Origin of the sequence: Bifidobacterium callitrichos DSM 23973, assembly GCF_000741175.1 — a bacterium.
Taxonomy (GTDB): Bacteria; Actinomycetota; Actinomycetes; order Actinomycetales; family Bifidobacteriaceae; genus Bifidobacterium; species Bifidobacterium callitrichos.
This window is the reverse complement of the sequence record NZ_JGYS01000001.1, coordinates 197,885-219,905: the sequence shown is the minus strand read 5'-3', so window position 1 is coordinate 219,905 and position 22,021 is coordinate 197,885. Positions and strand designations below refer to the sequence as shown.

The following is a 22,021-nucleotide window of genomic DNA, read 5'->3' as shown; positions in this document are numbered from 1 at the left end:
TATCCGTGAATGTTACTGTCCGATGCCGGGAGCATTCCCGATCAGGCATTGACTTTCCTGTACAGTTCGATGAGTTCGGTGACCATCGTCTTGATGGTCTCGGTGCTCATCATCTGGTCCTCGACGTGGGTGAGCAGCAGGGTCATGGCCACGGGGTCACCGGCGGCCTCCTGTTGGACCATGCGGGCGTGCTGCTCATGCCCGACCGCGTAGTTCTCATCGCCGGACCTCATCTTCGCTGCGGCGGTCTCGTAGTCGCCGGCCTTGGCAGCCTGCAGGGCCTCCATGTAATCCGACTTGGCGGAGCCGGCCGCCACGATCATCTGCATGCACAGGACTTCCATATCCATGGGTTCGTCAGCCATCATTGGTTCCTTTCATGATTCCGCCCAGCTGTTCTCGCCGGGCGGGGATTCCCTTGGGTCTCTTTGTCGTATTTCGGGAGTGCAACCGTTCAGTTGCGAAAAACGCCGGCGCCGACCGAAACCGGCGACGCCGGCGACTGCATCACCTACCTGCCAGCTCGAGCGCGTGCTTCAGCACGTTGCCGCCGCGGGCCAGACCGTAATCCTGCGGATTGATGGCTTCGGCCGGGGTGTTCGGGAAAAGCTTCTGGACTCGTCCCAGTTCGAAGCGGACCTGCGGTCCGAGCAGGATGACCGCCGCGTCCGGAGCCTTCTCCTCGATCTCGGAGATCGGGTAGGCATCGATCTGCACGTCCTCGACGCCTTCCTTGGCGGCGGCCTCGCGCATCTTCTTGACGAGGATGGAGGTGGACATGCCCTGGTTGCAGCACAGCACGATGTGGGTCATGATCATTGTTCCTTTCAGTTGCACGGTTCCATCTTCAGGAACCGCGAATGGTTGTGTTGGTTATATGTGAATTGAGAGACGTCCGGTTCGGATCAGGCTTCCGCCTCGGCGTTGGCCTGCTCCTGCTCGACGTAGACCTTGTCCTGCATCTTGACGAACGGGAACCAGATCGCGACGGAGGCGACGAAGATCACCAGCTGGATGACCACGCCCCGCCAGCCGCCGAGCAGGAAGCCGGAGATGATCGGCGGAGTCGTCCACGGCACCTGCATGGCTCCGAAGGCGGGCAGGAAGCCGATGACCATCGCGCCGTAGGTGAGGATCACGGCCACCAGCGGGCCAAGAATGAACGGGATGAGCATGATCGGGTTATAGACGATCGGCAGACCGAAGATGATCGGCTCATTGACGTTGAAGAGACCCGGCACCAGGGCGAACTTGGACATCTCGCGGATCTGCGCGGATTTGGCGACCAGCAGACCGGAGACGATGAATCCAAGGGTCAGGCCGACGCCTCCGAACTTGCAGAAGCAGTCGATGAGCTGCGGGACAAGATAGTGGCCGCCGTTGGCCTGGGTGACTTCGATGCCCTTGCTCATCAGGTCCTGATTGACCAGGGAGTTCGCGGTGAGGACCGGGTAGATGATGCCGGAGACCACGTTCGGACCGTGGATGCCGCACCAGAACAGCAGGGACATGAGCAGGACGATGATGATGGCGCCGGCCCAGTTGTCGGTAAGGCCCTGCAACGGGGTCTGGATGATCTTGAAGATGAGCTCGGTCAGGGACACGCCTCCGAACATCTGGCACAGCTGGTAGATCACGGCGGAATAGCACATGATGAAGAAGCCCGGGATCATGGCGGAGAACGCGTTGGACACGCCCTCGGGGACCGCGTCGGGCATCTTGATGCGGAGGTTCCTCTGGATGCAGGTGCAGTAGACCCACGAACCGATCAGACCCATGATGATGGCGGAGATGATGCCGTTGCCGCCCATCCATGTGGTCGGCAGCACGCCGGAGACCTCGGCGGTCCTGTCCCCCAGGGCCTTGACCGTGTCGCCCGTGATCTGCAGGGAGGACGGGGAGACGATCAGGAAGGAGATGAGCGTCAGGATACCGCAGGAGATGCCGTCGAGCTTCTCGTTGCGGGCGTAGGAGTAGCCGATGCCCACGGCGATGATGATCGCCAGGATGTTGAACGTGGCGTTGTTGATCTGATTGAGGCCGATGTTCCAGTCCGCGCCGAACGTCCTGGCCATGAATTCGGTGTAACCGTTGATCGGCAGATTGGCGAGCAGCAGGAAGATCGAACCGACGAGTGTCGCCGGCATGGACAGGACGAAGCCGTCCTTGAGCGCGGTGATGGCCTTGGTGCTCGCGAACTTCACGAACACGTCAAGCGCCTTCTGCGCCGCGTTGGTGAACCATTCCTTCATCAAAGGGGTCCTTCCTCGGACTTTGCGGGCTTTCGTAGCCCGCACCTTTTTTGTTTTTCCTTGTTCCTTGGCCTTGTGAGCCTTAGTTATTCGTTGGTTTTCATGTTGTTCGAATAACTTATGCCTCCAGTATACGTTTTCCGAAGAAAGTGTCAAATGTGGGCCATCCCCTCTACAATCAGTCATAAACCCTTGCAAACGCACTACTGTTAGCGCTCACCTGCCGAACTCGCGACACGCCGAACGATAAATTTATTCGAATAAGAACGTGATATTCGCATAGCTTACGGTGCAGCTGGGTCCAAAAACACAAGGGGCAGCCCGCCCACGGTGGCCCGCCCCCATGCAATCCGATCGCTCCGACGTGCGATCACGTCATCCACGCATTCTCACCCCAGCCCCAGCCGCTCGAAGGCGTGCGCGAGCCCGTCGGCCTCGACGTCATCGGTGACGAGATCGGCCGCCGCCTTGACGTCGTCCGACCCGTTGCCCATCGCGACGCCGAACGCGCAGTACTCGAGCATCGGCACGTCGATGGTCGCGTCGCCGAATGCGACGGTGTCGGCCCTGTCCGCTCCGAGATGCGCCAGCAGTACGTCGATGGCATGGGCCTTCGTGATGCCCCTGACACCGAGGTCACCCCAGAGCGCCGTGGCGCCCCTGCCGCCCCATGTGCCGTTCTGCAGGTCGTCGAACCGTTCCCTGGTATCAAGGAAGTCCTGATAGGAGCCGAGCACATAACTGATCTTGTTGACGTCATCGCGGTACAGTTCGCCGCCGTAGATCATCTCCGGGTAGCCGTCGCGCACGGTCATCGTACAGGCGCCCTCCCCGCCCTTGCGCGCGGAGTACTCGCGCACGGCGGCGAGCGCCCCTTCCTCGAAACCCACGCTGGCGTACAGTCCGCTGTTGCTTTCAAGGTAGAAGGCGAGTCCGCGCGAGTTGAGCCAATCGACCGCCCGCGTGCACTGCTCGAGGGTGAGCGTCCTATGCATGACGACCTCGCCGCCGCTCTCCACATAGCTGCCGTTGCCACCGATCATGCCGTCAAGGCCGATCCCCCACAGTGGCGGATACACCTCGGCCTTGCTGCGGCCGGTGCAGATGTACACCTTGTGGCCGTTCGCCCGCGCCCTGCGGATCGCCTCGACCGCGGAGACCGGCAGGTTGTTCTCGTAGTCGACCAGCGTCCCGTCGACATCGAGCAGGATGATTCTGGGCATCATCGTCCTTTCTCCTTGTTCCGTCCTCCCCGTTCCGTTTCATCGACTGCACGCGTGCCGCGGATCATTGCGCCATGCATTGTGCACAGGCGGTTCACTTCATGGACGTCATCGTGAAGAAGCGCGCGTTTCGGTAGTGGTAGGCGATATGGGAGGAATTGAACAGCCTGCCATTCGTCAGGAACGAGTCATCATCGAGATACAGTGCGGGCTGTCCCGCCTCAAGACCGAGTGCCTTGGCTTCAACGGCGTTAAGCTCTCCGGCGCGGATCACCTTGTCCACATATCCGAAGTTCAGTCCCAGGTCATTGCGGGCATATCCGAACAACGAACCCTCGGCGATCTGCTCATTGATGAAGGGGACGAATTCCTTGAGATACCATGCGGTCTCATACGCCAGCGGTTCACCGTCGACGAGACGGAGACGCACGACCTTCCATGCCTGATCGCCCTCCGAGCATCGCAGACGCTTGGCAAGCGTCTCGTCCGCACGCAGCAGCGACAGCTCGTAGACGACGGACGTCACCTTACGCCCCGGGTATTCGCCGGAGATGCCGCGCGTGGTGCCGATGGACAGGTAATCCCCCTCGCCGCGATCCTCCCGCACGAACACCCCGCTGCCTCGCACGGGGAACACATCGCCGGCCTCGGCAAGCAACGCTATGGCGTTACGGACGCCGTAGCGCGTGGTCTTGTATTCCTCGATGAGCTGATCCTCGGTGGGAAGCTTGCCTCCCTGAGCGAATTCGCCGGATGCTATACGGTCACGTAGCTGCTGTGCAAGCTTGCGGTAGTCCCGAGCCATGAATCCCTCCCTGGAAGCCCTCGCGGCTTTGACGGCCATCGTCCGACCTGAGCGTGATCTCACGTCAAACTATACCCCATAACCAAAAGTTATTCGAACAACACGCCCTTCGGTGTGTACAAACGTACATACCGGTCGATCCCGAGAGAACCTGACGTCTGCGCTGCCCATGACACTGCCTACACTGGAATCGAACCGGGAAAACGGAGCCGATGGGTGAGGGAGGATCGACGATGCAGTTGCGTATGACCAGCCGGATCAATGTTCCACAGGACGGATCGTCGTTCGACGACCCGCTGTTCGTCATGTTCCACGGGTACGGCAACGACGAGCACGAGATGATCCGCATCATCGACGCGGTCTACGCCGACGGCGGTCTCGCCGCGACTCCGAGCTACCTTTCATTCCGCGGCACCTACGATCGTCCGTACATGGGCGGCGCGTACTGGTATCCGGACGGCTGCGGGGTCGAGGAACGTCGCAACGCCTGCACGGCGGTCGGCGACGCGCTGATCCCGCTGCTCGACAACCCGCTGTTCGCCGGCCGCCGCAAGGTTCTCGTCGGCTTCTCGCAGGGCGGGTATCTCTCCTACCGGCTCGTCCTTGAGCATCCGGATGCGTTCGACGCGGCCATCCTCATGAGCCCGTCGTTCAAGGGCGAGGAGGGCGCGACGCTCGACTCCCCCACCCGCTTCCTGCTCGCCTACGGCTCCAAGGACCATACGATCCCGCTCGACGACCAGCGCAACGCGCGCCGGGTCCTCGAGTCCGCCGGTCATCTCACCTACCGCGAGTACGCGGGCATGGGTCACGCGATCCGCGACGAGGAGATCCGCGACATCCGCGCGTTCCTCACGGACGCGCGGTAGTCCCGTTCCGAAGCTCCGACTTCCAAAGAAGACGCTCAACCCTCCATCTGGGCGATCTGCACACGCACCTTGTGTAGTTTCGCGTAGATCTCGTTGCGCTGCGCGGGGTTCTTCGCACGCTGATGGTCGCGCGAGAGCTTGGCCTCGTCGGCCCTGAGTCGGGCGAGCATGTCCCGCCGCGCGATGCGCGCGTCAAGATCCGTGCCGTCCGTTTCCCCTAGTACGGCCTGCGCGCACAGCGAGTGCCACAGCGCGTCCATCGTCCGCGGCGCGGCCTCCTTGGAACCGTCATCACCCGCATCGACCTCCAGCTGTGCCTCGCCAGCGGGCATCCACCGCCCGGCATACACCTTCGCAGCGGCCGGTCTGCCGGGCTTGACCGGCACGGCGCGGCGCACGGCGAATGCGCACTCCTCGCGCGTCGCGCCCTCGAACGGCACGTCCCTCACGCACGCGAACACAATGCCCGACTTGCTGCGGATCGAGGAGATGAGCTCGACGATCTCGGCCGGCACCACGTCGGTCTTGCCGGTGAGCTTCAGTCCGATGACGAGCACCTCCGGGATCCTGCCGCCGTCCGCCTCGAGCCCGGTGTTGGCCGGGCGCATCAGCGCGAGCATCGTGATCGACTCGACCTCCGTGTTCAGCCGCTGCTTCAGTTTGGCGGAGATCGGCAGTTTGAGGAACATCGCCTTGGGCAGCACGCCTTTGGCTTCAGGCACCGCCATCGACGTGGGCAACCCCAGCGTCAGCGCGGATACGGATCCGCAGTGGGCAACGGCAACAGGCATCATCGACCGTCCTTTCCTCTGGGCGCATCGTCGACACCGGCATCATCGGCACCGGCATCATCGCCATCGATCAGCCCCAGCGTGCGGAAGGCGTTCGCCAGTCCGTCGTCGTGGATGTCAGTGGTGACGAGATCGCAGAAGTCCTTGATGCCGTGGATCGCGTTGCCCATCGCCACGGATGTGCCGGCCGCCTTGAGCATCGCGGTGTCGTTGTCGCTGTCGCCGATCGCGATCGTATCGGCGATGTCATAGCCGAGATGCGCCGCCACGTCGCGTACGGCGGTACCCTTGTCGACGCCGTTGATGAGCAGTTCGCCGTTGTTCGCCGAGATCCTGTCGTACGAACCGTGCACGGTCTCGAACCAGTCGGACAGGTCGCGCCTGGTCTCCTCGAAACTCACCTCGGGATGATCGCCGAGGATGAAGTACGATCCCTTGCACACGTGGATCACATGGCCGAGCGTGGAGCCCTCCGGAATCTCGATCTGGTCGAGGCGATGCCAGAATCGAGCGAACTCGCCGCGGTTCCACGCCGATCCCTTCTCCTCGAGATGACGGCGATAGCCTTCCGAGATGTACATGCCATCGGGGCCCTGCCACTGGTAGGCCTCGATGTGATGCTCGCGGAAATACCTGTCGGCTGCGTCGATCGCCTCCGGGGAGACGAAATGCTGGAACAGTATCTCGTCTCCCATGTTCGCCTGCGCGCCCGCGACCGACACCACGCCGTCGAAGCCGAGGTCGAGGATGCTCCTCTCGATCTTCGGTATGGAGCGTCCGGTGCAGATGAACAGCCTGTGGCCGTTCTGCTGCGCCTCATGGCACGCCCGGATCGCGGAATCGGGCACGATGTGCCGTTCGTCGGCCAACGTGCCGTCGATGTCGATGAACACCAGCTTGCTGGAAACCATTTGTTCTCCTTCCCGATGCCGCCCGCTACGACGCTCAGCGACCATAGAACAGGCGTTCGGTCACCTCGCGCGCCTTGCGCATCACGGCGAGCAGGTCGTTCTCGAAATGCTGACCGCGGTTCGCGTCGTATCCGAGGTATACGGCGATGCCGCCGAGCGAGTACATGTCGTCGGGCAGGATGTCCGCCTGACGCGCACGTCCGCTCCACAGGTAGTTGCCGTTGCGCGCGGCCGTGCACATCGTCCACGCGCGACGCAGGGTGAACGCGTCGGCCTTGGAGATGATCTTGCGCGCCTCGAGCACATCGAGCGCCGGCAGCGTGCCGTTGACGCGCAGATCGGCGATGTCGCCGGCGTGCTCGAGCTGCATGAGCTGCACGGTCCATTCGACGTCGGACAGTCCGCCCTTGCCGAGCTTCAGGTGCCGGTCGCGGCGCACTCCTCGCGGCAGGCGCTCGGCCTCCATGCGCGCCTTGAGCTTGCGGATGTCGCCGATCTCGGTGTCGGTCAGGTCCACGTGCGGGTAGCGCAGCGGGTCGGCGATGTTGGCCAGGAAGTCGTGCGCGAGCTCCTTGTCTCCGGCCGCGTACCGGGCGCGCAGCAGCGCCTGATGCTCCCATGTGCTCGCCCACGAACGGTAGTACTCCTCGCACGAGGCGTAGGAGCGCACGAGCGGACCGTTCTTGCCTTCGGGACGCAGGTCCAAGTCGAGTTCGATCTGCGGTTCCAGCGTGGTGGGCCCCTGCAGGATGGCGCGCAGGTCCTCGACGACCTTGCGCGCGAACAGGTTCGCCGTCCCCTCGTCGATGTCGCCGGAGCCGGCCGGAATCGGACGGTAGATAAGGATCGCGTCGGCGTCGGAGCTGAAGTTGACCTCGCGTCCGCCGTAACGGCCCATGCCGATGACCGCGAGCGCCGCCGGCGCGGACGCCAGCCCGCCTTCGCGCACGCGCCGGCCGACCGCCCATTCGAGCGACGCCTCGATGATCGCGTCGTACACGTCGGTCATGCCCTTGAGGCTTGCGGCGTCGTCCATCACGCCGCTCATCCACGCCAGTCCGATGCGTTCGATCTCGTGGCGGCGCATCGCGCGCATCGAGGTGGCGAAGTCGTTGATGTTCTCGGAGTTGCGTTCCAGCGATGAGCGGCATTGCACGTCGAGGCTCTCGCGCGTGCGTGCCCTGAGCCGCTCGTCGTCGCCCAGCCATGTGACCGATTCGACCGACTTGTTGAGCGCGTCTCCGAGGAATCGCGAGTTGGACAGCACGTGGCACAGGCGCTGTGCCGCGGAGTTGGAGTCGCGCAGGAAGCCGAGGTATTCGCTTTCGGTGCCGAAGTGCTCCTCGAGCTTGCGCCAGTTGAGCAGTCCCATGTCCGGGTTCTGGCCCTGTCCGAGCCATTCGAGCACGGCGGGCAGGATGATGCGGTTGATCTTGGCGGCGCGTCCGATGCCGGAGGTCAGGGCGGCGACGTGGCGCATGGCGGCGTCCGGGTCGCCGAAGCCGATGGAGCTGAAGCGCTCCTGCGCGGCGGTCTTGCTCAGGTCGATCTGATCGTCCTCGAGCTGTGCGGAGACGGGCAGCATCGGACGGTAGTAGATGTCGAGATGCAGATGGCGCACCTCGCGGCGGGTCTCGTCGTAGCGTTCGACGAGCTGTTCGGGGTGCATGTGGAAGGCACGCGCCACGCGGCGCAGCTCCTGGTTCTGGTTCAGCGCGTCGACGTCGACGTCGCGCTTGCGTTCAAGTCCGCCGAGGTTGGCCGTGGCGCCGAGGTCGGGGAACAGGTGGGTGCGTTTCAAGGCCCACATCTGCTGTCGGTGTTCGAGCACGCGCTCGAACCGGTAGTCGGCGGAGAGCCTCGCCGCCTGTTTGCGCGAGACGTAGCCGCCTTCGGCGAGCCTCGCCAGGGATTCGAGCGTGGAACGGGTGCGCAGCGTCTCGTCGGCTCGCCCGTGGACGAGCTGGAGCATCTGGACGGTGAACTCCACGTCGCGCAGGCCGCCGCGTCCGAGTTTGATCTCGCGGTCCTTCAACGGCGCGGGGATCAGATCCTCGACGCGCTTGCGCATCTGCTGGCAGTCGTAGACGAAGTTGTCCCGCTTGGAGGCGGTCCATACGAACGGGCGGGTCATGTCCATGTACTGGCGGCCCAGATCCGGATCGCCGGCGACGGGACGTGCCTTGAGCAGCGCCTGGAACTCCCAGTTCTCGGCCCACTGCTGGTAGTAGCCTCATGCGATTCGATGGTGCGCACGAGCGGGCCGTCCTTGCCTTCGGGGCGTAGCCACCGTCGATCTGCCACAGGGTGGGTTCGGCGACGCCCATGATGATGGATTGGCATACGCGCTGCATCGTGGTGGCCATCTTCGTGCCGGTGCGCAGCAGCTCCTGGCGCCCGATCTCCTTGTCGGCGGGTTCGACCGCGTAGATGAGGTCCACGTCGGAGACGTAGTTGAGTTCCTGGGCGCCGAGCTTGCCCATGCCGATGATGACGAAGCGCACGTGCTCGCTGCCCTTGACCTCGTGTCGGGCGATGGCGAGCGCGCCTTCGAGCGCCGCGTCGGCGAGATCGGACAGGCTGCGGCTGATCGTCGGCTGGATGTCGCACGGATCCGGCGCGGTGGCGTCCTGTGCCATGATGGCGGCGAGCTGACGGCGGTAGGTGCCGCGCAGGGCGGTGGCCGCGTCGGCGAGCTCCTTGGTGGCGACGGGCGCGACCATGTCGTCCGGGTCCGCGCCGACGGCCTTGAGCACGTGGGCGCGTCGCTGCTCGCGCGTGTACAGGTGGCTGTTGCAGGCGTCGGTGGAGGCGGCCTCGACCAGTTCGGGGCGGAAGCGCATGAGCTTGCCGAGTTCGTCGGAGACGCCGAGCACGGTGATGAGCCGTTCGAAGGCCTTGGCGTCGGGCACCATGCGGTCGAAGTCGCGCCCCTGGCTCTGCACGGCGTTAGTGATGCTGACGAGGTTGGCGAGCGCGCAGTCCGGATCGCATGCCTCCGCAAGGGCCTTCAGGACGAATCTCAGCCGCCCGTCCGGCACGCCGTCCGCCCTGAGCCGGTCGAGCATGTCGCGTGCCTCGTCGAGATTCTGCAATCCCGCGCGGATCAGGTCCATCGCGGAAGGGTGGAAGGCGTCTCTTGCATTCATACTTAGCTAATGTACACGGAGCAAACGGCGTTCCGGAGTGTCATGTCCGCGATGTCGGACCATCCGCGCGGAACCGTCCGTCACCTGCCGTCGCTCCCGTCCCCGCCGTCCTCGTCATCGTCGTCGTCCTTGGCGTTCCAGCCGCTGATGGCGCTGTATCCGGTCCATCCGATGACGACGAGCAGGCACAGGGAGAAGACGATGGTGGCCCAGTTGGTCAGGGATCCATCCGCATTGGCCTCCATGAGCGACTGGACGAGCCACGCCACGCAGGCGACGCAGGTGAGCGCGTAGAGGCGCGCGGTCGATTTCTTGTTGAGTTTCATGACGTGCGATTCCCTTCCTGTGGATACCCGATGGATCTGGCGGGCGGTTCGGGGCCGAGCCGAATGCAGGCGAATGGGGTCCGCGCCCGGGACCGAAGCCCCGATGCACGGACCCCATTCTAGGAGGAGGAGCGGGATGAAGCCGGACGGCTCAGCTCTTCTTCTTGGACATGATGTCAACGGCGACGGCCAGCAGGAGCACGAGGCCCTTGATGGTCTTGACCACCGCGGTGTCGACGCCCATGATGGACAGGCCCTGGTTGATGACGCCCATCACGAACGCACCGACCACGGCGCCCGGGATGGTGCCGATACCACCGGTGACGGCCGTGCCGCCGATGAAGCAGGCGGCGATGGCGTCCATCTCGAACTCCATGCCGGCCTGAGCTGTCGCGGAGGCGAGACGGGAGAGCATGCACACCGCGGCCACGGCGGACAGGAAGCCCATGTGGACGAACAGGAGGAAGTCCACGCGGCGGGTGTTGATGCCGGAGAGGATGGCGGCCTTGCGGTTGCCGCCGACGGCGTACACGTGGCGTCCGAACACGGTCTTGGTCAGGATGAAGTTGTTGATGAACACGAGCACGCCGACGATGACGAGCATGATCGGGGTGCCGCCCTGATCCGCGTTGCCGGAAGAGGCGAGCAGGTAGGTCACGAAGATGATGACGATGGTGGCGAGCACGATCTTGAGGATCGTCAGGCTCATCGGCTCGGGCACGAGACCGACCTTGGCGACGCGGGCGCGCTTGCGCAGCTGGCTCCAGGCGAAGGCGACGATGCACAGGATGCCGAGGACGATCGTCAGACCGTCGAACGGACCCCACCAGCCGAGGACGTTCGGCAGGTAGTTGCGGGCGATGCCACGGAACTCGAGGGATGTGATCGGGACGGACTCGCCGACGATGACGGTGGCGAGACCGCGGAAGATCAGCATGCCGGCCAGCGTGGTGATGAAGCCGGGGATGCCGACGACGGCGACCCAGAAGCCCTGCCAGACACCGACGATGAGGCCGACGATCAGGGCCACGAGGATGGCGACCATCCAGTTGACGCCCTGACGTTCCATGAGCAGGGCGCACACGCCGCCGATGAAGGCGACCAGCGAGCCGACGGACAGGTCGATGTGCGTGGCGATGATGACCATCACCATGCCGATGGCGAGGATGATCACGTACGCGTTCTGCTGGATCAGCGACACGAAGGAGTTCGGCTTGAGCAGGACGCCTCCGGTGAGGATCTGGAACGCGACGACGATGACCAGCAGTGCGCCGACGATGCCGTACTGGCGGGCGTTGTTGGCGACGGTGGCCAGCAGGCCGACCTTCTCTTCTTTCTTAGCAGGTGTTGCGGTTGCGGCGCTCATCAGGCTGCCACCTCCCTTTCCTTGGTCATACCCTTCATCAGGTATTCCTGGGTGAATCCATTCTTCTCAACATTGTCGGTGACGACACCGTAGGAGACCGTGTAGATGCGGTCGCAGATGCCGATGAGCTCGGGCAGCTCGGAGGAGATCACGATGACGGCCTTGCCGGCGTCCGCCAGCTTGTCGATGATCTCGTAGATCTCGTACTTCGCGCCGACGTCGATGCCTCGGGTCGGCTCATCGAGGATGAGGATGTCCGGCTGCGAGATGACCCATTTGGCGAGCAGCACCTTCTGCTGGTTGCCGCCGGAGAGGGTGGAGACGTTCACGTCGATGTCGTGGCACTTGATGTTGAAGTCCTTGCGGTACTGCTCGACTTCCTTGCGCTCGATGTTGTCGTCCATCACGCCGTACTTGCTCATCTTCGTCAGACTCGCCAGGGAGGCGTTCTCGCGGATGTTCTGCAGCAGGTTCAGGCCGTTGCCCTTGCGGTCCTCGGTGGCGTAGGCGAGGCCGGCGTCGATGGCGGACTGCACGTTGGGCAGGTGGACCTCCTTGCCCTTGACGAACACCTTGCCGGAGATGTTGGATCCGTAGGAGTGTCCGAAGATCGACATCGCCATCTCGGTGCGGCCCGCGCCCATCAGGCCCGCGAGTCCGACGATCTCGCCGGCGTGCACGTTGATGTTCGCGTGGTCGACGATGACGCGCTCGGAGTCGAGCGGATGGTGGACGGTCCAGTCCTCGACGCGCAGGAACTCGGCGCCGGGCTTGTTGGAGGGATGGTCCGGATACAGGTTGTGCAGCGGACGTCCGACCATCTTGCGGATGAGCTCCTCCTGATCAAGCGGCGTCTCCGGGGTGACGTACATGACGCCGACGGTGGAGCCGTCTCGGATGATGGTGACGGTGTCCGCGATGGCGGCGACCTCGTTGAGCTTGTGCGTGATGATGATGCTCGTCACGCCCTGCTTGTCGCGCAGCTGACGCACCAGGTCGAGCAAATGGGCGGAGTCCTCGTCGTTCAGGGCCGCGGTGGGCTCGTCGAGGATGAGCAGCTTGACGTCCTTGGACAGGGCCTTGGCGATCTCGACGAGCTGCTGCTTGCCGACGCCGATGTCCATGACCTTGGTGTCCGGGTCCTCGGGAAGGCCGACGCGGTCGAGCAGCTTCTTGGCCTCGGCGCGGGTCTCGTCCCAGTCGATGACGCCGCCCTTGGCGCGTTCGTTGCCGATGAAGATGTTCTCGGCGATCGACAGGAACGGGCTCAGCGCGAGCTCCTGGTGGATGATCACGATGCCGTCGGCCTCGGAGTCGTTGATCGTGTGGTATTTGCATTCCTTGCCGTCAAAGGTGATCCTGCCGGAATAGCTGCCGTAGGGGTAGACACCCGAAAGCACGTTCATCAGGGTCGATTTGCCCGCGCCGTTCTCGCCGCAGATGGCGTGGATCTCGCCACGCCCCACTTCGAGGTTCACGTTGGTGAGCGCCTTGACCGGTCCGAACGTCTTCGTGATGTTCTCCATCGTCAAAATGGTGTCATTGTCTGACATGTCATCACTCCTCGTTCACAGTGCTGGTTTCATGGACATGCGGCGCACGGTTGCGCCATACGCCGCATGTCGTTGGGATTCGTGGGAATCTTTTCGGGACGCTACTTGGTCAGCTCGTCGAAACGATCCTGGGTGATGTAGTTGGCCTTGACGAGGTCGTCGAGGTTGTCCTTGGTGATGTTCTGCGGGTCGAGGAGCTTGGACGGCACGTCGATGTTGTTGTTGTTGAACTTGCCGTTGATGCCCGAGACCTCCTTGTTCTCCGCGATCTCGACGATCATGTCGTAGACGGCGTCGGCGAGCTTGTTGACGTCCTTGAAGACGGTCTCGCCCTGCTTGTCCTTGGCGATGTTGGCCACCGCGATCTCCATGGCGTCCTGGCCGGTGATGTAGGGCCAGGTGTCGGTGCCGGGCTTCATGTCCGGACGCTTGGACTCGATGGCGTTGATGACGCCCTGGGCGATGCCGTCGTACGGGGTGAGGACCGCGTCGAGCTTCTCACCGTGCGCGTAGGTGGAGTCGAGGATGGACTCCATGTCCTTCTGCGACTGCTCGGTCTTCCAGCTCATGACGGAGATCTTCTGCCAGTCCTCGACGGTGAAGTCCTTGGTCACGCCGCCCTGGCCGTGCTGGGACGGGGAGACGAGGACGCCCTTCTCGAAGTACGGCTGGAGGAGATCCCAGGCGCCCTTGAAGAAGTACTTGGCGTTGTTGTCGTCCGGGGAGCCGGTGAACAGCTCGATGTTGAACGGGCCGGTGGCGCCCTTCTCGAGGCCGAGCTTGTCGATCAGCCAGGTGGCCTCGAGCACGCCGACCTGCTCCAGCTGGAAGGTGGCGTAGTAGTCGACGGCCTCGGTGTTCATGATGAGGCGGTCGTAGGCGATGACCTTGGCGCCGGCGTCGCGGGCCTTCTCGACCGCGGGGCCGACGGCGGTGCCGTCCTTGGAGGCGACGACGACGATCTTCGCGTCGTTGTTGACCATGTTCTCGATGTCGGCGTTCTGCTGTGCGGGCTTGTCGTCGGCGAAGGAGAGGATGACCTTGTAGCCGGCCTTCTCCAGCTTGGCCTTGAGGTTGTTGCCGTCCTTGTTCCAGCGTTCCTCGGACTTGGTCGGCATCGAGATGCCGATGGTGGCGCCCTTCTCGATCTTCTCGTCGCCGCCGGCGGCCTGTCCGGTACGGCTTCCGCCGCCGCAGGCCGCGAGGCCCGCCATCATGGCGACACCGGCCACCAGGGCCACGATCTTCTTGGTGAACTTCATGTGCTCTCCTTCTTCATTGAGGGCGGGTGAACAACCGTTGTTCCCCCGAACCTTGGTGTTTCCTCAGGTTCACGTAACAGAATACCAAGTTGAATTAAGTTGTCAAACTCATAAATCGGCAATCACGCCTTTTTGAGTTTGAGATATGAACTCAATGGCGGAAATACGCCATTCCCGAAACACGGATGCTCGACACGCCGTGAACGGTCACGACCAATCGTCCGATGACCACCTCCGACGGCCATCGGAGGACGAATCATCATGACCGCCGCTTGAAACGCTTCGACTACACTGGATCGGTATGACACGACGATTATTCGGATCGCAGACCTCACTGCGCGAGGCCAACCGCGCGAATCTCATGGACAGCCTCCACAGGTTCGGCGCGATGACGCAGGTCGAGCTCGCCGAAGTCACGGGACTGTCGACGGCGACGGTCTCGACGCTGGTCCATCAGCTCGTCGACGAGGGCCTGCTGGAGACCAAGGGCACCACGCGCAACGGACGCCGCGCCACGCTGGTCGCCCTCGCCCGCCATCAGGGCATGGGCATCGGCCTGTGGGTCGAACGCAGACAGCTCACCCTCGTCTTCGTTGACTTCTCGAAGTCAATCATCGCCAAGCACGTACTGCCTCTCGCCTTCGGACACAAGGCCGACACCACGCTCGAACGCGCGATGGTGCTCATCAACGAGACCCTGAACAACATCGACGCCGACGCCAACGAGATCGTCGGCATCGGCGTGGCCGTGGCTGCCCCCGTCGCGACCACGGACCACATGATCGCCATCCCCGGCATCCTGCCTGGCTGGGACGGCGTCGACATCGCCTCGCCGCTGAAGACCGCGTTCAACTGTCCCGTCTACGTCGACAACGACGCGAACCTCTCGGCGTTCTGCGAGGCGCGCATGGGAGTCGCCCCCGGCAGACGCAACTTCGTGTACATCGGCACCGGAGACGGCGTGGGGGCCGGCATCATGATCGGCGGAGCCATACTGCACGGCGTCACCGGGCTCGCCGGCGAGATCGGGCACATTCAGATCGATCCGCTCGGCTCGATCTGCGCATGCGGCAACCGCGGATGCCTCAACACCGTGGTCTCCGAGAACCGCCTCGTACAGCTGCTGAGCGTCACGCACGGCAACATGACCCTCGAGGATCTCGTCGCCAAGGCCAACGATGGCGATCCGGGATGCCGTCGCGTCATCTCCGACGCCGCGATACGCATCGGACAGGTGGTCGCCGACCTGTGCATCAGCGTCGACCCCGAGATCGTGGTGCTGGGAGGCAAGCTCGCCCTCGCCGGCGAGACGTTCTCCCAACCCTTCGACGAGGCGCTGCAACGCATGCTGTTCCCGGACGCGGTCTCCCCCATCGAAGTGCGCGTGTCGGCGCATCCGATAGACGGCGCCGCACTCGGCGGGGCGCTGGTCGCCATCGAATACTCGGATCGCAACCCCGTCGCATCCGCGACATCCGCAACGGCCGCAGCGCAATGACGGTGCACGGCGGACAACGATCGGGATCGACTATGGTTGACATGGACAGGCATTCGGCACGCGGCGGCCGCGTGGAGGACGAGATGGCACGAGGGAACACACACGTTCATTCATCCGACGGGAAGCGACAGTCCGATCCGCCGCTGCTGCGGCTCGAGGACATCTGCATCAAATTCGGCTTCGTCGAGGCGCTCAAATCGGTCAGCCTCGACATCAACCGGCAGGAGGTCGTCGCCATCGTCGGCGACAACGGCGCCGGCAAATCCACGCTGGTCAAGATCATCGCCGGATTCCTCCAACCCGGCTTCGGACATATCTACCTCAACGGCGAGGAGGTGACGATCCCCTCGATCCGCGCCGCGGACCGCATGGGCATCGCCTCGGTGTTCCAGGGGCAGGAGTTCTGCGACAACCTCAACGTGGCCGCCAACCTGTTCCTCGGCAAGGAGGTCAACATCGGCGGCGTGCGCAACGACGAGGAGATGAACTCCCGAGCCCGATCGGTGCTCAAGACCCTGAGCTCGGCGATCCGCGTGGGATCTCCCATCTCGGCGCTGTCCACCGGTCAGCGGCAGACCGTCGCGATCGCACGCACACTGCTCAACGACCCGCAGCTGATCCTCCTGGACGAGCCGACCGCGGCCCTGTCGGTGATGCAGACCGCGGAAGTGCTCTCGTACATCAAGCGACTGCGCTCCGAGGGGCGCACGGTGGTGATGGTCTGCCACGATCTGCCGGACGTGTTCGCCGTCGCCGACCGCATCGTCGTCATCCGTCAGGGGCGCATCAGCGGCGTGCATCGCACGGTGGAGACCTCGTACGAGGAGATCATCGCCGAAATCGCCGGCGTCGTGACCGAACACGAATACGAGGAGATCACCGAAAGCCCGAAGTACGGCAACATGGTGCGCGAGCGCAAGCTCATCGACCGCACGATGAGCGCCGCATTGGACAGGAACGCCAAAGGGTACTGGGCCGGCAACGAGTAGGGGCCGTCAATGACCGGCGCGCCCATCCCGGTGGGTTAGACTGGGACGCAGTTCGCCGGTTCACACGATACAAGGGAGTCGATTCGTCATGAGCAGTCTGGAAATCACGGTCACCGTCATCGTCGTGATCATCTCGGTGGTGATCGGCCTCTACTTCGGTCTGATCCCGCTGAGGGTCGAGCAGACCACCGAGGAGCAGAACAGGTACTCGCAGGTCCTCGGCATCATCGGCGTCGGTCTGGTGATCGTCCTGATCTTCACCAAGCAGGATTTCGCCTCATGGGCGGCGATCTTCGCGATGCTGGCCGGCGTGCTCATCGCCAAGATCCCGCCGCTGCACCGCTGGGGGCTTGAGCAGTTCCCGTGGATGGCCCCGGCCAAGCCGAAGAGCCCGTTGAAGCGCGCCAAGCCGGCCGGCAAGGGCGGCAAGAAGCGCAAGTAGCTGGTTTTCCCAGTGGGTTTTCTCTCCCCCAGTCAGCTTCGCTGACAGCCCCCTCGTCAGAGGGAGCCAATTCATCACTCCGCGGTCTGGAACAGGGGACGCACGTTACGCCAGATGCGGCGCGTGGTGGCGGGACGGTTCATCGTGTACAGGTGCACGCCGTCGACGCCGTGCGCGACCAGATCGGTGATCTGCGCCGACGCGTAGTTGATGCCGGCCTCACGCAGCGTGGGCACGTCGCTCCCCCACTTGTCGAGCAGCGACTCGACGGCCTTGGGGACGCGTGTGCGGTTCTTCGCCGCCATCGAACGCAGCGACTTCGCGCCGTTGATCGGCATGATGCCCGCTTCGATCGGCACGTCGATGCCGGCGGCGCGGGCCTTGTCGAGGAAGCGGTAGAAGTCCTCGTTGTCGTAGAACAGCTGGGAGATCAGGTGTGTGGCACCGGCATCCACCTTCTCCTTCAGGTGTTCGATGTCCTCATCGAGCGACTCGGACTGGATGTGCCCCTCCGGGTAGCAGGCGCCGAACACCTTGAGATCGGGCTTGCGCGAGCGGATATAACGCACGAGATCGCTGGCGTGCTCGAACACGCCGACCGGCTCCTCGCCGTCGATGTAGTCGCCGCGCAGGGCGAGCACCGCGGACACGCCGGCATGCTCGAACATGTCGAGCGCCTCGTCGATCTTCGCCTCGTCCGAATACAGGGCGGTCAGGTGCGCCACCGTCGGAATGCGGTACTCGTTGCGGATCGTATTGGCGATGCGCGCCGTGGCCGTACGGTCGGCGTGCGTGCCGTGGCCATAGGTCACCGAGATGAAATCGGGGTCAAGCCCCTGAAGCCCGTCCAGCGTGTCGTAGATGGTACCCACCGGAGCATCCCTCTTCGGCGGAAACACTTCAAGCGAAAACATCGGCTTATGCATTGTTCTTCCCTTCCCTTATCCCCGGCGCGCCATGCGCCCGGATCACACACCCGCGGATCACAGATCACACACAGGTGCCACGTCTACACAAACAGAGGCTGGGCGTTGCATGCGATGCGCTACCGTAGGCTTGGCCGAACGGCCTTGAGTGTGTCGCGTATCGCATGCAACGCCCAGCCTCCCCCGCTGGAACTATCGGAAACTATTCAGCTGTTTTCATGCGAGCTTGGCGCGCACGGCCTTGGCGGCGGCGACCAGGTGCTCGAGGCTCGGCCAGGTCTCCGCGTCGCCACGGGTCTTGAGACCGCAGTCGGGGTTGATCCACACCTTCTCGACGTCCATCTTCTTGAGGATCTCGTAGATGCGCTCCTCGATCTCCTTCTCGGAGGGGATGCGCGGGGAGTGGATGTCGTAGACGCCCGGGCCGGCCTCGGTCTCGAAGTTGGCCTCGTGGATGGCGTCGAGCACGACCAGATCGCCACGGGACGCCTCGAAGGAGATCACGTCGGCGTCCATCGCATCGATGTCGCGGATGATGTCGTTGAACTCCGAGTAGCACATGTGCGTGTGGATCTGCGTGGTCGGCTTGACCGCGGAGTGGACCAGACGGAACGCCGGGACGGCCCAGTCGAGGTACTTGGAGTGCCAGTCGGTCTTGCGCAGCGGCAGCTTCTCGCGCAGGGCGGCCTCATCGATCTGGATGACCCTGATGCCGGCGGCCTCGAGATCGAGGACCTCGTCGCGGATGGCGAGGGCGAGCTGCTTGGTCTGCTCCTCGTGGGTGATGTCCTCGCGCGGCCAGGACCAGTTGAGGATGGTCACCGGGCCGGTGAGCATGCCCTTCATGACGTGGTCGGTGCGGCTCTGCGCGTATGCGGACCATTCGACGGTGATCGGCTTGGCGCGGGAGACGTCGCCCCAGACGATCGGGGGCTTGACGCAGCGGGTGCCGTAGGACTGCACCCAGGCGTTCTTGGTGAACAGGAAGCCGTTGAGGTTCTGGCCGAAGTACTCGACCATGTCGTTGCGCTCGAACTCGCCGTGGACGAGCACGTCGAGGCCGATCTCCTCCTGGTGCCTGATGCAGGCGTCGATCTGGTCCTTGATGAACTGGTCGTACGCCTCCTTGGTGATCTCGCCCTTGCGGAACTTGGCGCGCTCGGCGCGGATCTCGCGGGTCTGCGGGAAGGAGCCGATGGTGGTGGTCGGCAGCAGCGGCAGGCCGAGGGCCTCGCGCTGGAGCTTCTGGCGCTCGGCGCGGGCGGGCTGGCGCACGAAGTCGGCGTCGGTGAGCTTGGAGATGCGCTCGGCGACGGCCGGATCGGCGGCCACGCGGGTGCCGTCGAACAGGGCCTGGTTGGCGGCGAGCTCGGTGGAGGCCTTGCGCTCCTCGTCGGAGGCGTCGGCCAGGGTGGCTATCTCCTTGAGTTCGCCGAGCTTCTCGACGGCGAACGCGAAGTGCTTGAGGACCTCCGGCTTGAGGGCGTTTTCGCCTTCGGTGCTGAACGGCACGTGCAGCAGGGAGCTGGCGGTGGAGACGGCCACGTTGTCGGTGACCTGCCTGAGGGCGTCGACGAGGCCGAGGCTCACGGCGTAGTTGTTGCGCCAGATGTTGCGGCCGTTGACCACGCCGGCGAAGATCGTGGTGCCGTCGGCGACGCCGTACTTGGCGACAGCCTCGAGGTTCTCCTCCTTGCCTTCGTTCAGGTCGAGGCCGATGCCGTCGAAGCCGAGCAGGTTGACGGTCTCGTACACGTCGGCGATGTGGCCGAAGTAGGTGTTGAGCAGCACCTTGATGCCGTTCTTGCGGGCGGGCAGGATCTTGGCGTACAGGCTCTTGAAGAGCTCCACGTCTCCCGGCTGCTTGTCGAGCACGAGGAACGGCTCGTCGATCTGGATCCATTCGGCGCCGAGCTCGGCGAACTTCGTGATGACCTCGGCGTAGACGGCGGCCACGGCGTTGACGAGGCCCTTGTCGTAGGTGAGCTCCTGGGCGTTGTCGTCGCGGGAGAGCTTGAGGAAGGTGTAGGGGCCGATGAGCACCGGCTTGGTGGTGATGCCGAGCTCCTTGGCCTCATTGAACTCGTCGAACGGCTTGGTGCCGTTGAGCTTGATCTCGGTGGACGGCTCGATCTCCGGCACGATGTAGTGATAGTTGGTGGTGAACCACTTCTTCATCGGCAGGGCGGTAACGTCGCCGCGCTCGCCCTGGTAGCCGCGGGACATGGCGAACAGCGTCTCCTCCGGATTTTCGAAGGAGAGGCGCTGGTAGCGCTCCGGAATGACGTTGAGCAGGATCGCCGTGTCGAGCAGCTGGTCGAAGTAGCTGAAGTCGTTGCTCGGGATCAGGTCGACGCCGGCCTCGGCCTGGATCCTCCAGTGCTTGGCGCGCAGCTCCTTGGCGGTGGAGTGCACCTCGTCAAGGGTGGCGTTGCCCTTCCAATAGGCTTCGATGATCTTCTTGAGCTCTCGGTTCTGACCGATGCGCGGGAACCCGGACACGGACGTGAGTGCAGTCATGAATCCTCCATACTGCTTCGTTAGCGAAACGGCTTTTCAACCCGCCCAGCCTATCAAACACGTCCTAAAACAAAGTCATCAATGACATGGAAGTGTCGCTATAAATCGGCTTTATACCGCCGTTTCACGCCTCTCTTACTGTCGTAAGGCATCCGCTTTTGCGGTGTACTCTATGTGCACTCTTTTGATTGTTGAGGACAGTATATCCACTGCACGGGATCCGAAACGCGGGATCGCGCCATGAAGACAAAGCCGTATGGGTTCCCGCAAAGTGCGAAAACCGCCCCGCCTCCAAGATGGAGGACGGGGCGGTATCGGGTAGGACGTTATGCGGGTCTACGGACGTAGGCGTCTGCGGTCCTCTGCCGACTCGTTGTTGAGGATCGCGATGGCGTAGCGCATCTGCCGCTCGGTGCGGTAGAGGACGGTGGGGATCTGGTGGCCGGTGATGTTGCGGTAGTCCTCGCTCATCTCCTGCATCTCCCTGGGCTCGTACATGGGGATGATGCCCTGTCCGGGGATCCAGAGGAGGCGTGCGTGCGTATCCTTCGCGCCGATGAATCGGGGCTGGAGGTAGTTCCAGATGTGGGCCGTGTTGGTCGCGGCTCCCATGAGGGCGTTGTAGGTGTTGCCGCCGTTGGCGGTGTGATTCCAGTCGTAGTTCCAGACGTCCTGTGCGCTGGTCATTGATGCTCCTTCGATTGGTCCCGCGTATCTGAGGTACGCGTTCCATGGATAGTTGTAGTAGCGGCGGATGTTGGTCTCGTGGTCGGTCTGGTCGCCGGAGCGGCCGCCGGATCCGCGTCCGCGTTCGTCGATCGACGCCTGAGCAAGCTGACCATTACCCAAGTAGACGGCGACGTGGTGGATGTCGTTGAGGAGGATGTCGCCCGGCTGCGGGTTGCCGTTGTTGGGCAGGCGCCGCCATCCGCGGGCTGTGAGCTGCGAGCTCATGTTGCCTGTGTAGCTCGAGGAGCCGGTGTCGAATCCGGCCTCCTTGAGGCAGTGGATGACCAGCGAGGAGCAGTCGCATTCGCCGCCGGGGTATATGTTCCAGCGTTGTGACTGGTCGTAGCCGAGGTTCGCGGACGCGCACCAGTAGCGCATCCGGGTGATGAGCGTGTTGATGTCGCCCATGG

General features: G+C 63.6%; 17 protein-coding genes and 2 pseudogenes. 4 read left to right on the top strand and 15 right to left on the bottom strand.

Annotation, left to right across the window (positions count from 1 at the left end; translation table 11 throughout):
* Positions 1-41: 41 nt before the first annotated feature.
* From BCAL_RS01110 to BCAL_RS01090, 5 genes are all read right to left on the bottom strand, one after another.
* Positions 42-365, bottom strand: a complete 324-nt coding sequence (locus BCAL_RS01110; protein ID WP_043163912.1) for a PTS sugar transporter subunit IIA — start codon at positions 363-365, stop codon at positions 42-44.
* A 142-nt stretch (positions 366-507) separates the two neighbouring features.
* On the bottom strand, positions 508-813 hold the full coding sequence (locus BCAL_RS01105; protein ID WP_043163911.1) for a PTS sugar transporter subunit IIB: 306 nt from the start codon (positions 811-813) through the stop codon (positions 508-510).
* A 92-nt stretch (positions 814-905) separates the two neighbouring features.
* The gene (locus tag BCAL_RS01100; protein ID WP_043163659.1) at positions 906-2,252 is read right to left on the bottom strand and encodes a PTS sugar transporter subunit IIC; all 1,347 of its coding nucleotides are present in this window, start codon (positions 2,250-2,252) and stop codon (positions 906-908) included.
* 389 nt (positions 2,253-2,641) lie between these two features.
* Positions 2,642-3,478, bottom strand: coding sequence for a Cof-type HAD-IIB family hydrolase (locus BCAL_RS01095; protein ID WP_043163657.1), 837 nt, complete (start codon positions 3,476-3,478; stop codon positions 2,642-2,644).
* A 91-nt stretch (positions 3,479-3,569) separates the two neighbouring features.
* The gene (locus tag BCAL_RS01090) at positions 3,570-4,280 is read right to left on the bottom strand and encodes a GntR family transcriptional regulator (RefSeq protein WP_043163655.1); all 711 of its coding nucleotides are present in this window, start codon (positions 4,278-4,280) and stop codon (positions 3,570-3,572) included.
* A gap of 233 nt (positions 4,281-4,513) precedes the next feature.
* On the opposite strand from BCAL_RS01090, the gene BCAL_RS01085 reads away from it, so the two are divergent.
* Positions 4,514-5,149, top strand: coding sequence for an alpha/beta hydrolase (locus BCAL_RS01085; RefSeq protein WP_043163908.1), 636 nt, complete (start codon positions 4,514-4,516; stop codon positions 5,147-5,149).
* A gap of 35 nt (positions 5,150-5,184) precedes the next feature.
* On the opposite strand, the gene BCAL_RS01080 is transcribed toward BCAL_RS01085, so the two are convergent.
* The 7 genes and pseudogenes from BCAL_RS01080 to BCAL_RS01050 form a co-directional block, all read right to left on the bottom strand.
* Positions 5,185-5,943, bottom strand: coding sequence for a DUF4391 domain-containing protein (locus tag BCAL_RS01080; RefSeq protein ID WP_043163653.1), 759 nt, complete (start codon positions 5,941-5,943; stop codon positions 5,185-5,187).
* A gap of 65 nt (positions 5,944-6,008) precedes the next feature.
* Positions 6,009-6,851: pseudogene (locus BCAL_RS01075) on the bottom strand (HAD family hydrolase); the annotation flags it as partial.
* A gap of 34 nt (positions 6,852-6,885) precedes the next feature.
* Positions 6,886-10,000, bottom strand: a pseudogene (locus tag BCAL_RS01070) (bifunctional [glutamine synthetase] adenylyltransferase/[glutamine synthetase]-adenylyl-L-tyrosine phosphorylase).
* Between the two features lie 80 nt (positions 10,001-10,080).
* Positions 10,081-10,326: a hypothetical protein gene (locus tag BCAL_RS01065; protein ID WP_043163649.1), complete on the bottom strand. Its 246-nt coding sequence runs from the start codon at positions 10,324-10,326 to the stop codon at positions 10,081-10,083.
* A gap of 151 nt (positions 10,327-10,477) precedes the next feature.
* Complete coding sequence (mmsB, locus tag BCAL_RS01060; RefSeq protein ID WP_043259955.1) at positions 10,478-11,692, bottom strand: multiple monosaccharide ABC transporter permease; 1,215 nt, start codon at positions 11,690-11,692, stop codon at positions 10,478-10,480.
* Complete coding sequence (locus BCAL_RS01055) at positions 11,692-13,245, bottom strand: sugar ABC transporter ATP-binding protein (protein WP_043163646.1); 1,554 nt, start codon at positions 13,243-13,245, stop codon at positions 11,692-11,694. Before BCAL_RS01055 ends, mmsB begins: the two co-directional genes overlap by 1 nt.
* 101 nt (positions 13,246-13,346) lie before the next feature.
* Positions 13,347-14,507, bottom strand: coding sequence for a substrate-binding domain-containing protein (locus BCAL_RS01050; protein ID WP_043163644.1), 1,161 nt, complete (start codon positions 14,505-14,507; stop codon positions 13,347-13,349).
* 301 nt (positions 14,508-14,808) lie between these two features.
* Here BCAL_RS01050 and BCAL_RS01045 point away from each other — a divergent pair, with 301 nt between their 5' ends.
* The 3 genes from BCAL_RS01045 to BCAL_RS01035 all read left to right on the top strand — a co-directional run bounded on the left by BCAL_RS01045 (position 14,809) and on the right by BCAL_RS01035 (position 17,436).
* Positions 14,809-16,005, top strand: coding sequence for an ROK family transcriptional regulator (locus BCAL_RS01045; RefSeq protein ID WP_043163642.1), 1,197 nt, complete (start codon positions 14,809-14,811; stop codon positions 16,003-16,005).
* Positions 16,006-16,172: 167 nt separating this feature from the next.
* Positions 16,173-16,994 carry an ATP-binding cassette domain-containing protein gene (locus tag BCAL_RS01040; protein ID WP_238549586.1) on the top strand — a complete coding sequence of 274 codons (822 nt, stop codon included), beginning with the start codon at positions 16,173-16,175 and terminating at the stop codon, positions 16,992-16,994.
* A gap of 88 nt (positions 16,995-17,082) precedes the next feature.
* Positions 17,083-17,436, top strand: a complete 354-nt coding sequence (locus tag BCAL_RS01035; protein ID WP_043163641.1) for a hypothetical protein — start codon at positions 17,083-17,085, stop codon at positions 17,434-17,436.
* A 74-nt stretch (positions 17,437-17,510) separates the two neighbouring features.
* Here the strand turns inward: BCAL_RS01035 and metF are convergent, their stop codons facing one another.
* The 3 genes from metF to BCAL_RS12510 form a co-directional block, all read right to left on the bottom strand.
* The gene (gene metF / locus BCAL_RS01030) at positions 17,511-18,362 is read right to left on the bottom strand and encodes a methylenetetrahydrofolate reductase [NAD(P)H] (protein WP_043163640.1); all 852 of its coding nucleotides are present in this window, start codon (positions 18,360-18,362) and stop codon (positions 17,511-17,513) included.
* 216 nt (positions 18,363-18,578) lie between these two features.
* Entirely contained in the window at positions 18,579-20,882 is a 2,304-nt protein-coding gene (gene metE / locus BCAL_RS01025) for a 5-methyltetrahydropteroyltriglutamate--homocysteine S-methyltransferase (RefSeq protein ID WP_043167891.1), read from the bottom strand.
* Positions 20,883-21,218: 336 nt separating this feature from the next.
* Complete coding sequence (locus tag BCAL_RS12510) at positions 21,219-22,019, bottom strand: endolysin-like domain-containing protein (protein WP_081887164.1); 801 nt, start codon at positions 22,017-22,019, stop codon at positions 21,219-21,221.
* Positions 22,020-22,021 lie beyond the last annotated feature (2 nt).

What these genes read in the sequence shown, in the direction of transcription:
- BCAL_RS01035 (WP_043163641.1), top strand. Translation starts at nt 17,083, where the DNA reads ATGAGCAGTCTGGAAATCACGGTCACCGTCATCGTCGTGATCATCTCG.
- BCAL_RS01105 (WP_043163911.1), bottom strand. Translation starts at nt 813, where the DNA reads ATGACCCACATCGTGCTGTGCTGCAACCAGGGCATGTCCACCTCCATC.
- BCAL_RS01085 (WP_043163908.1), top strand. Translation starts at nt 4,514, where the DNA reads ATGCAGTTGCGTATGACCAGCCGGATCAATGTTCCACAGGACGGATCG.
- BCAL_RS01095 (WP_043163657.1), bottom strand. Translation starts at nt 3,478, where the DNA reads ATGATGCCCAGAATCATCCTGCTCGATGTCGACGGGACGCTGGTCGAC.
- BCAL_RS12510 (WP_081887164.1), bottom strand. Translation starts at nt 22,019, where the DNA reads ATGGGCGACATCAACACGCTCATCACCCGGATGCGCTACTGGTGCGCG.
- BCAL_RS01110 (WP_043163912.1), bottom strand. Translation starts at nt 365, where the DNA reads ATGGCTGACGAACCCATGGATATGGAAGTCCTGTGCATGCAGATGATC.
- BCAL_RS01055 (WP_043163646.1), bottom strand. Translation starts at nt 13,245, where the DNA reads ATGTCAGACAATGACACCATTTTGACGATGGAGAACATCACGAAGACG.
- BCAL_RS01090 (WP_043163655.1), bottom strand. Translation starts at nt 4,280, where the DNA reads ATGGCTCGGGACTACCGCAAGCTTGCACAGCAGCTACGTGACCGTATA.
- BCAL_RS01100 (WP_043163659.1), bottom strand. Translation starts at nt 2,252, where the DNA reads ATGAAGGAATGGTTCACCAACGCGGCGCAGAAGGCGCTTGACGTGTTC.
- mmsB (WP_043259955.1), bottom strand. Translation starts at nt 11,692, where the DNA reads ATGAGCGCCGCAACCGCAACACCTGCTAAGAAAGAAGAGAAGGTCGGC.
- BCAL_RS01045 (WP_043163642.1), top strand. Translation starts at nt 14,809, where the DNA reads ATGACACGACGATTATTCGGATCGCAGACCTCACTGCGCGAGGCCAAC.
- metF (WP_043163640.1), bottom strand. Translation starts at nt 18,362, where the DNA reads ATGCATAAGCCGATGTTTTCGCTTGAAGTGTTTCCGCCGAAGAGGGAT.
- BCAL_RS01065 (WP_043163649.1), bottom strand. Translation starts at nt 10,326, where the DNA reads ATGAAACTCAACAAGAAATCGACCGCGCGCCTCTACGCGCTCACCTGC.
- metE (WP_043167891.1), bottom strand. Translation starts at nt 20,882, where the DNA reads ATGACTGCACTCACGTCCGTGTCCGGGTTCCCGCGCATCGGTCAGAAC.
- BCAL_RS01080 (WP_043163653.1), bottom strand. Translation starts at nt 5,943, where the DNA reads ATGATGCCTGTTGCCGTTGCCCACTGCGGATCCGTATCCGCGCTGACG.
- BCAL_RS01050 (WP_043163644.1), bottom strand. Translation starts at nt 14,507, where the DNA reads ATGAAGTTCACCAAGAAGATCGTGGCCCTGGTGGCCGGTGTCGCCATG.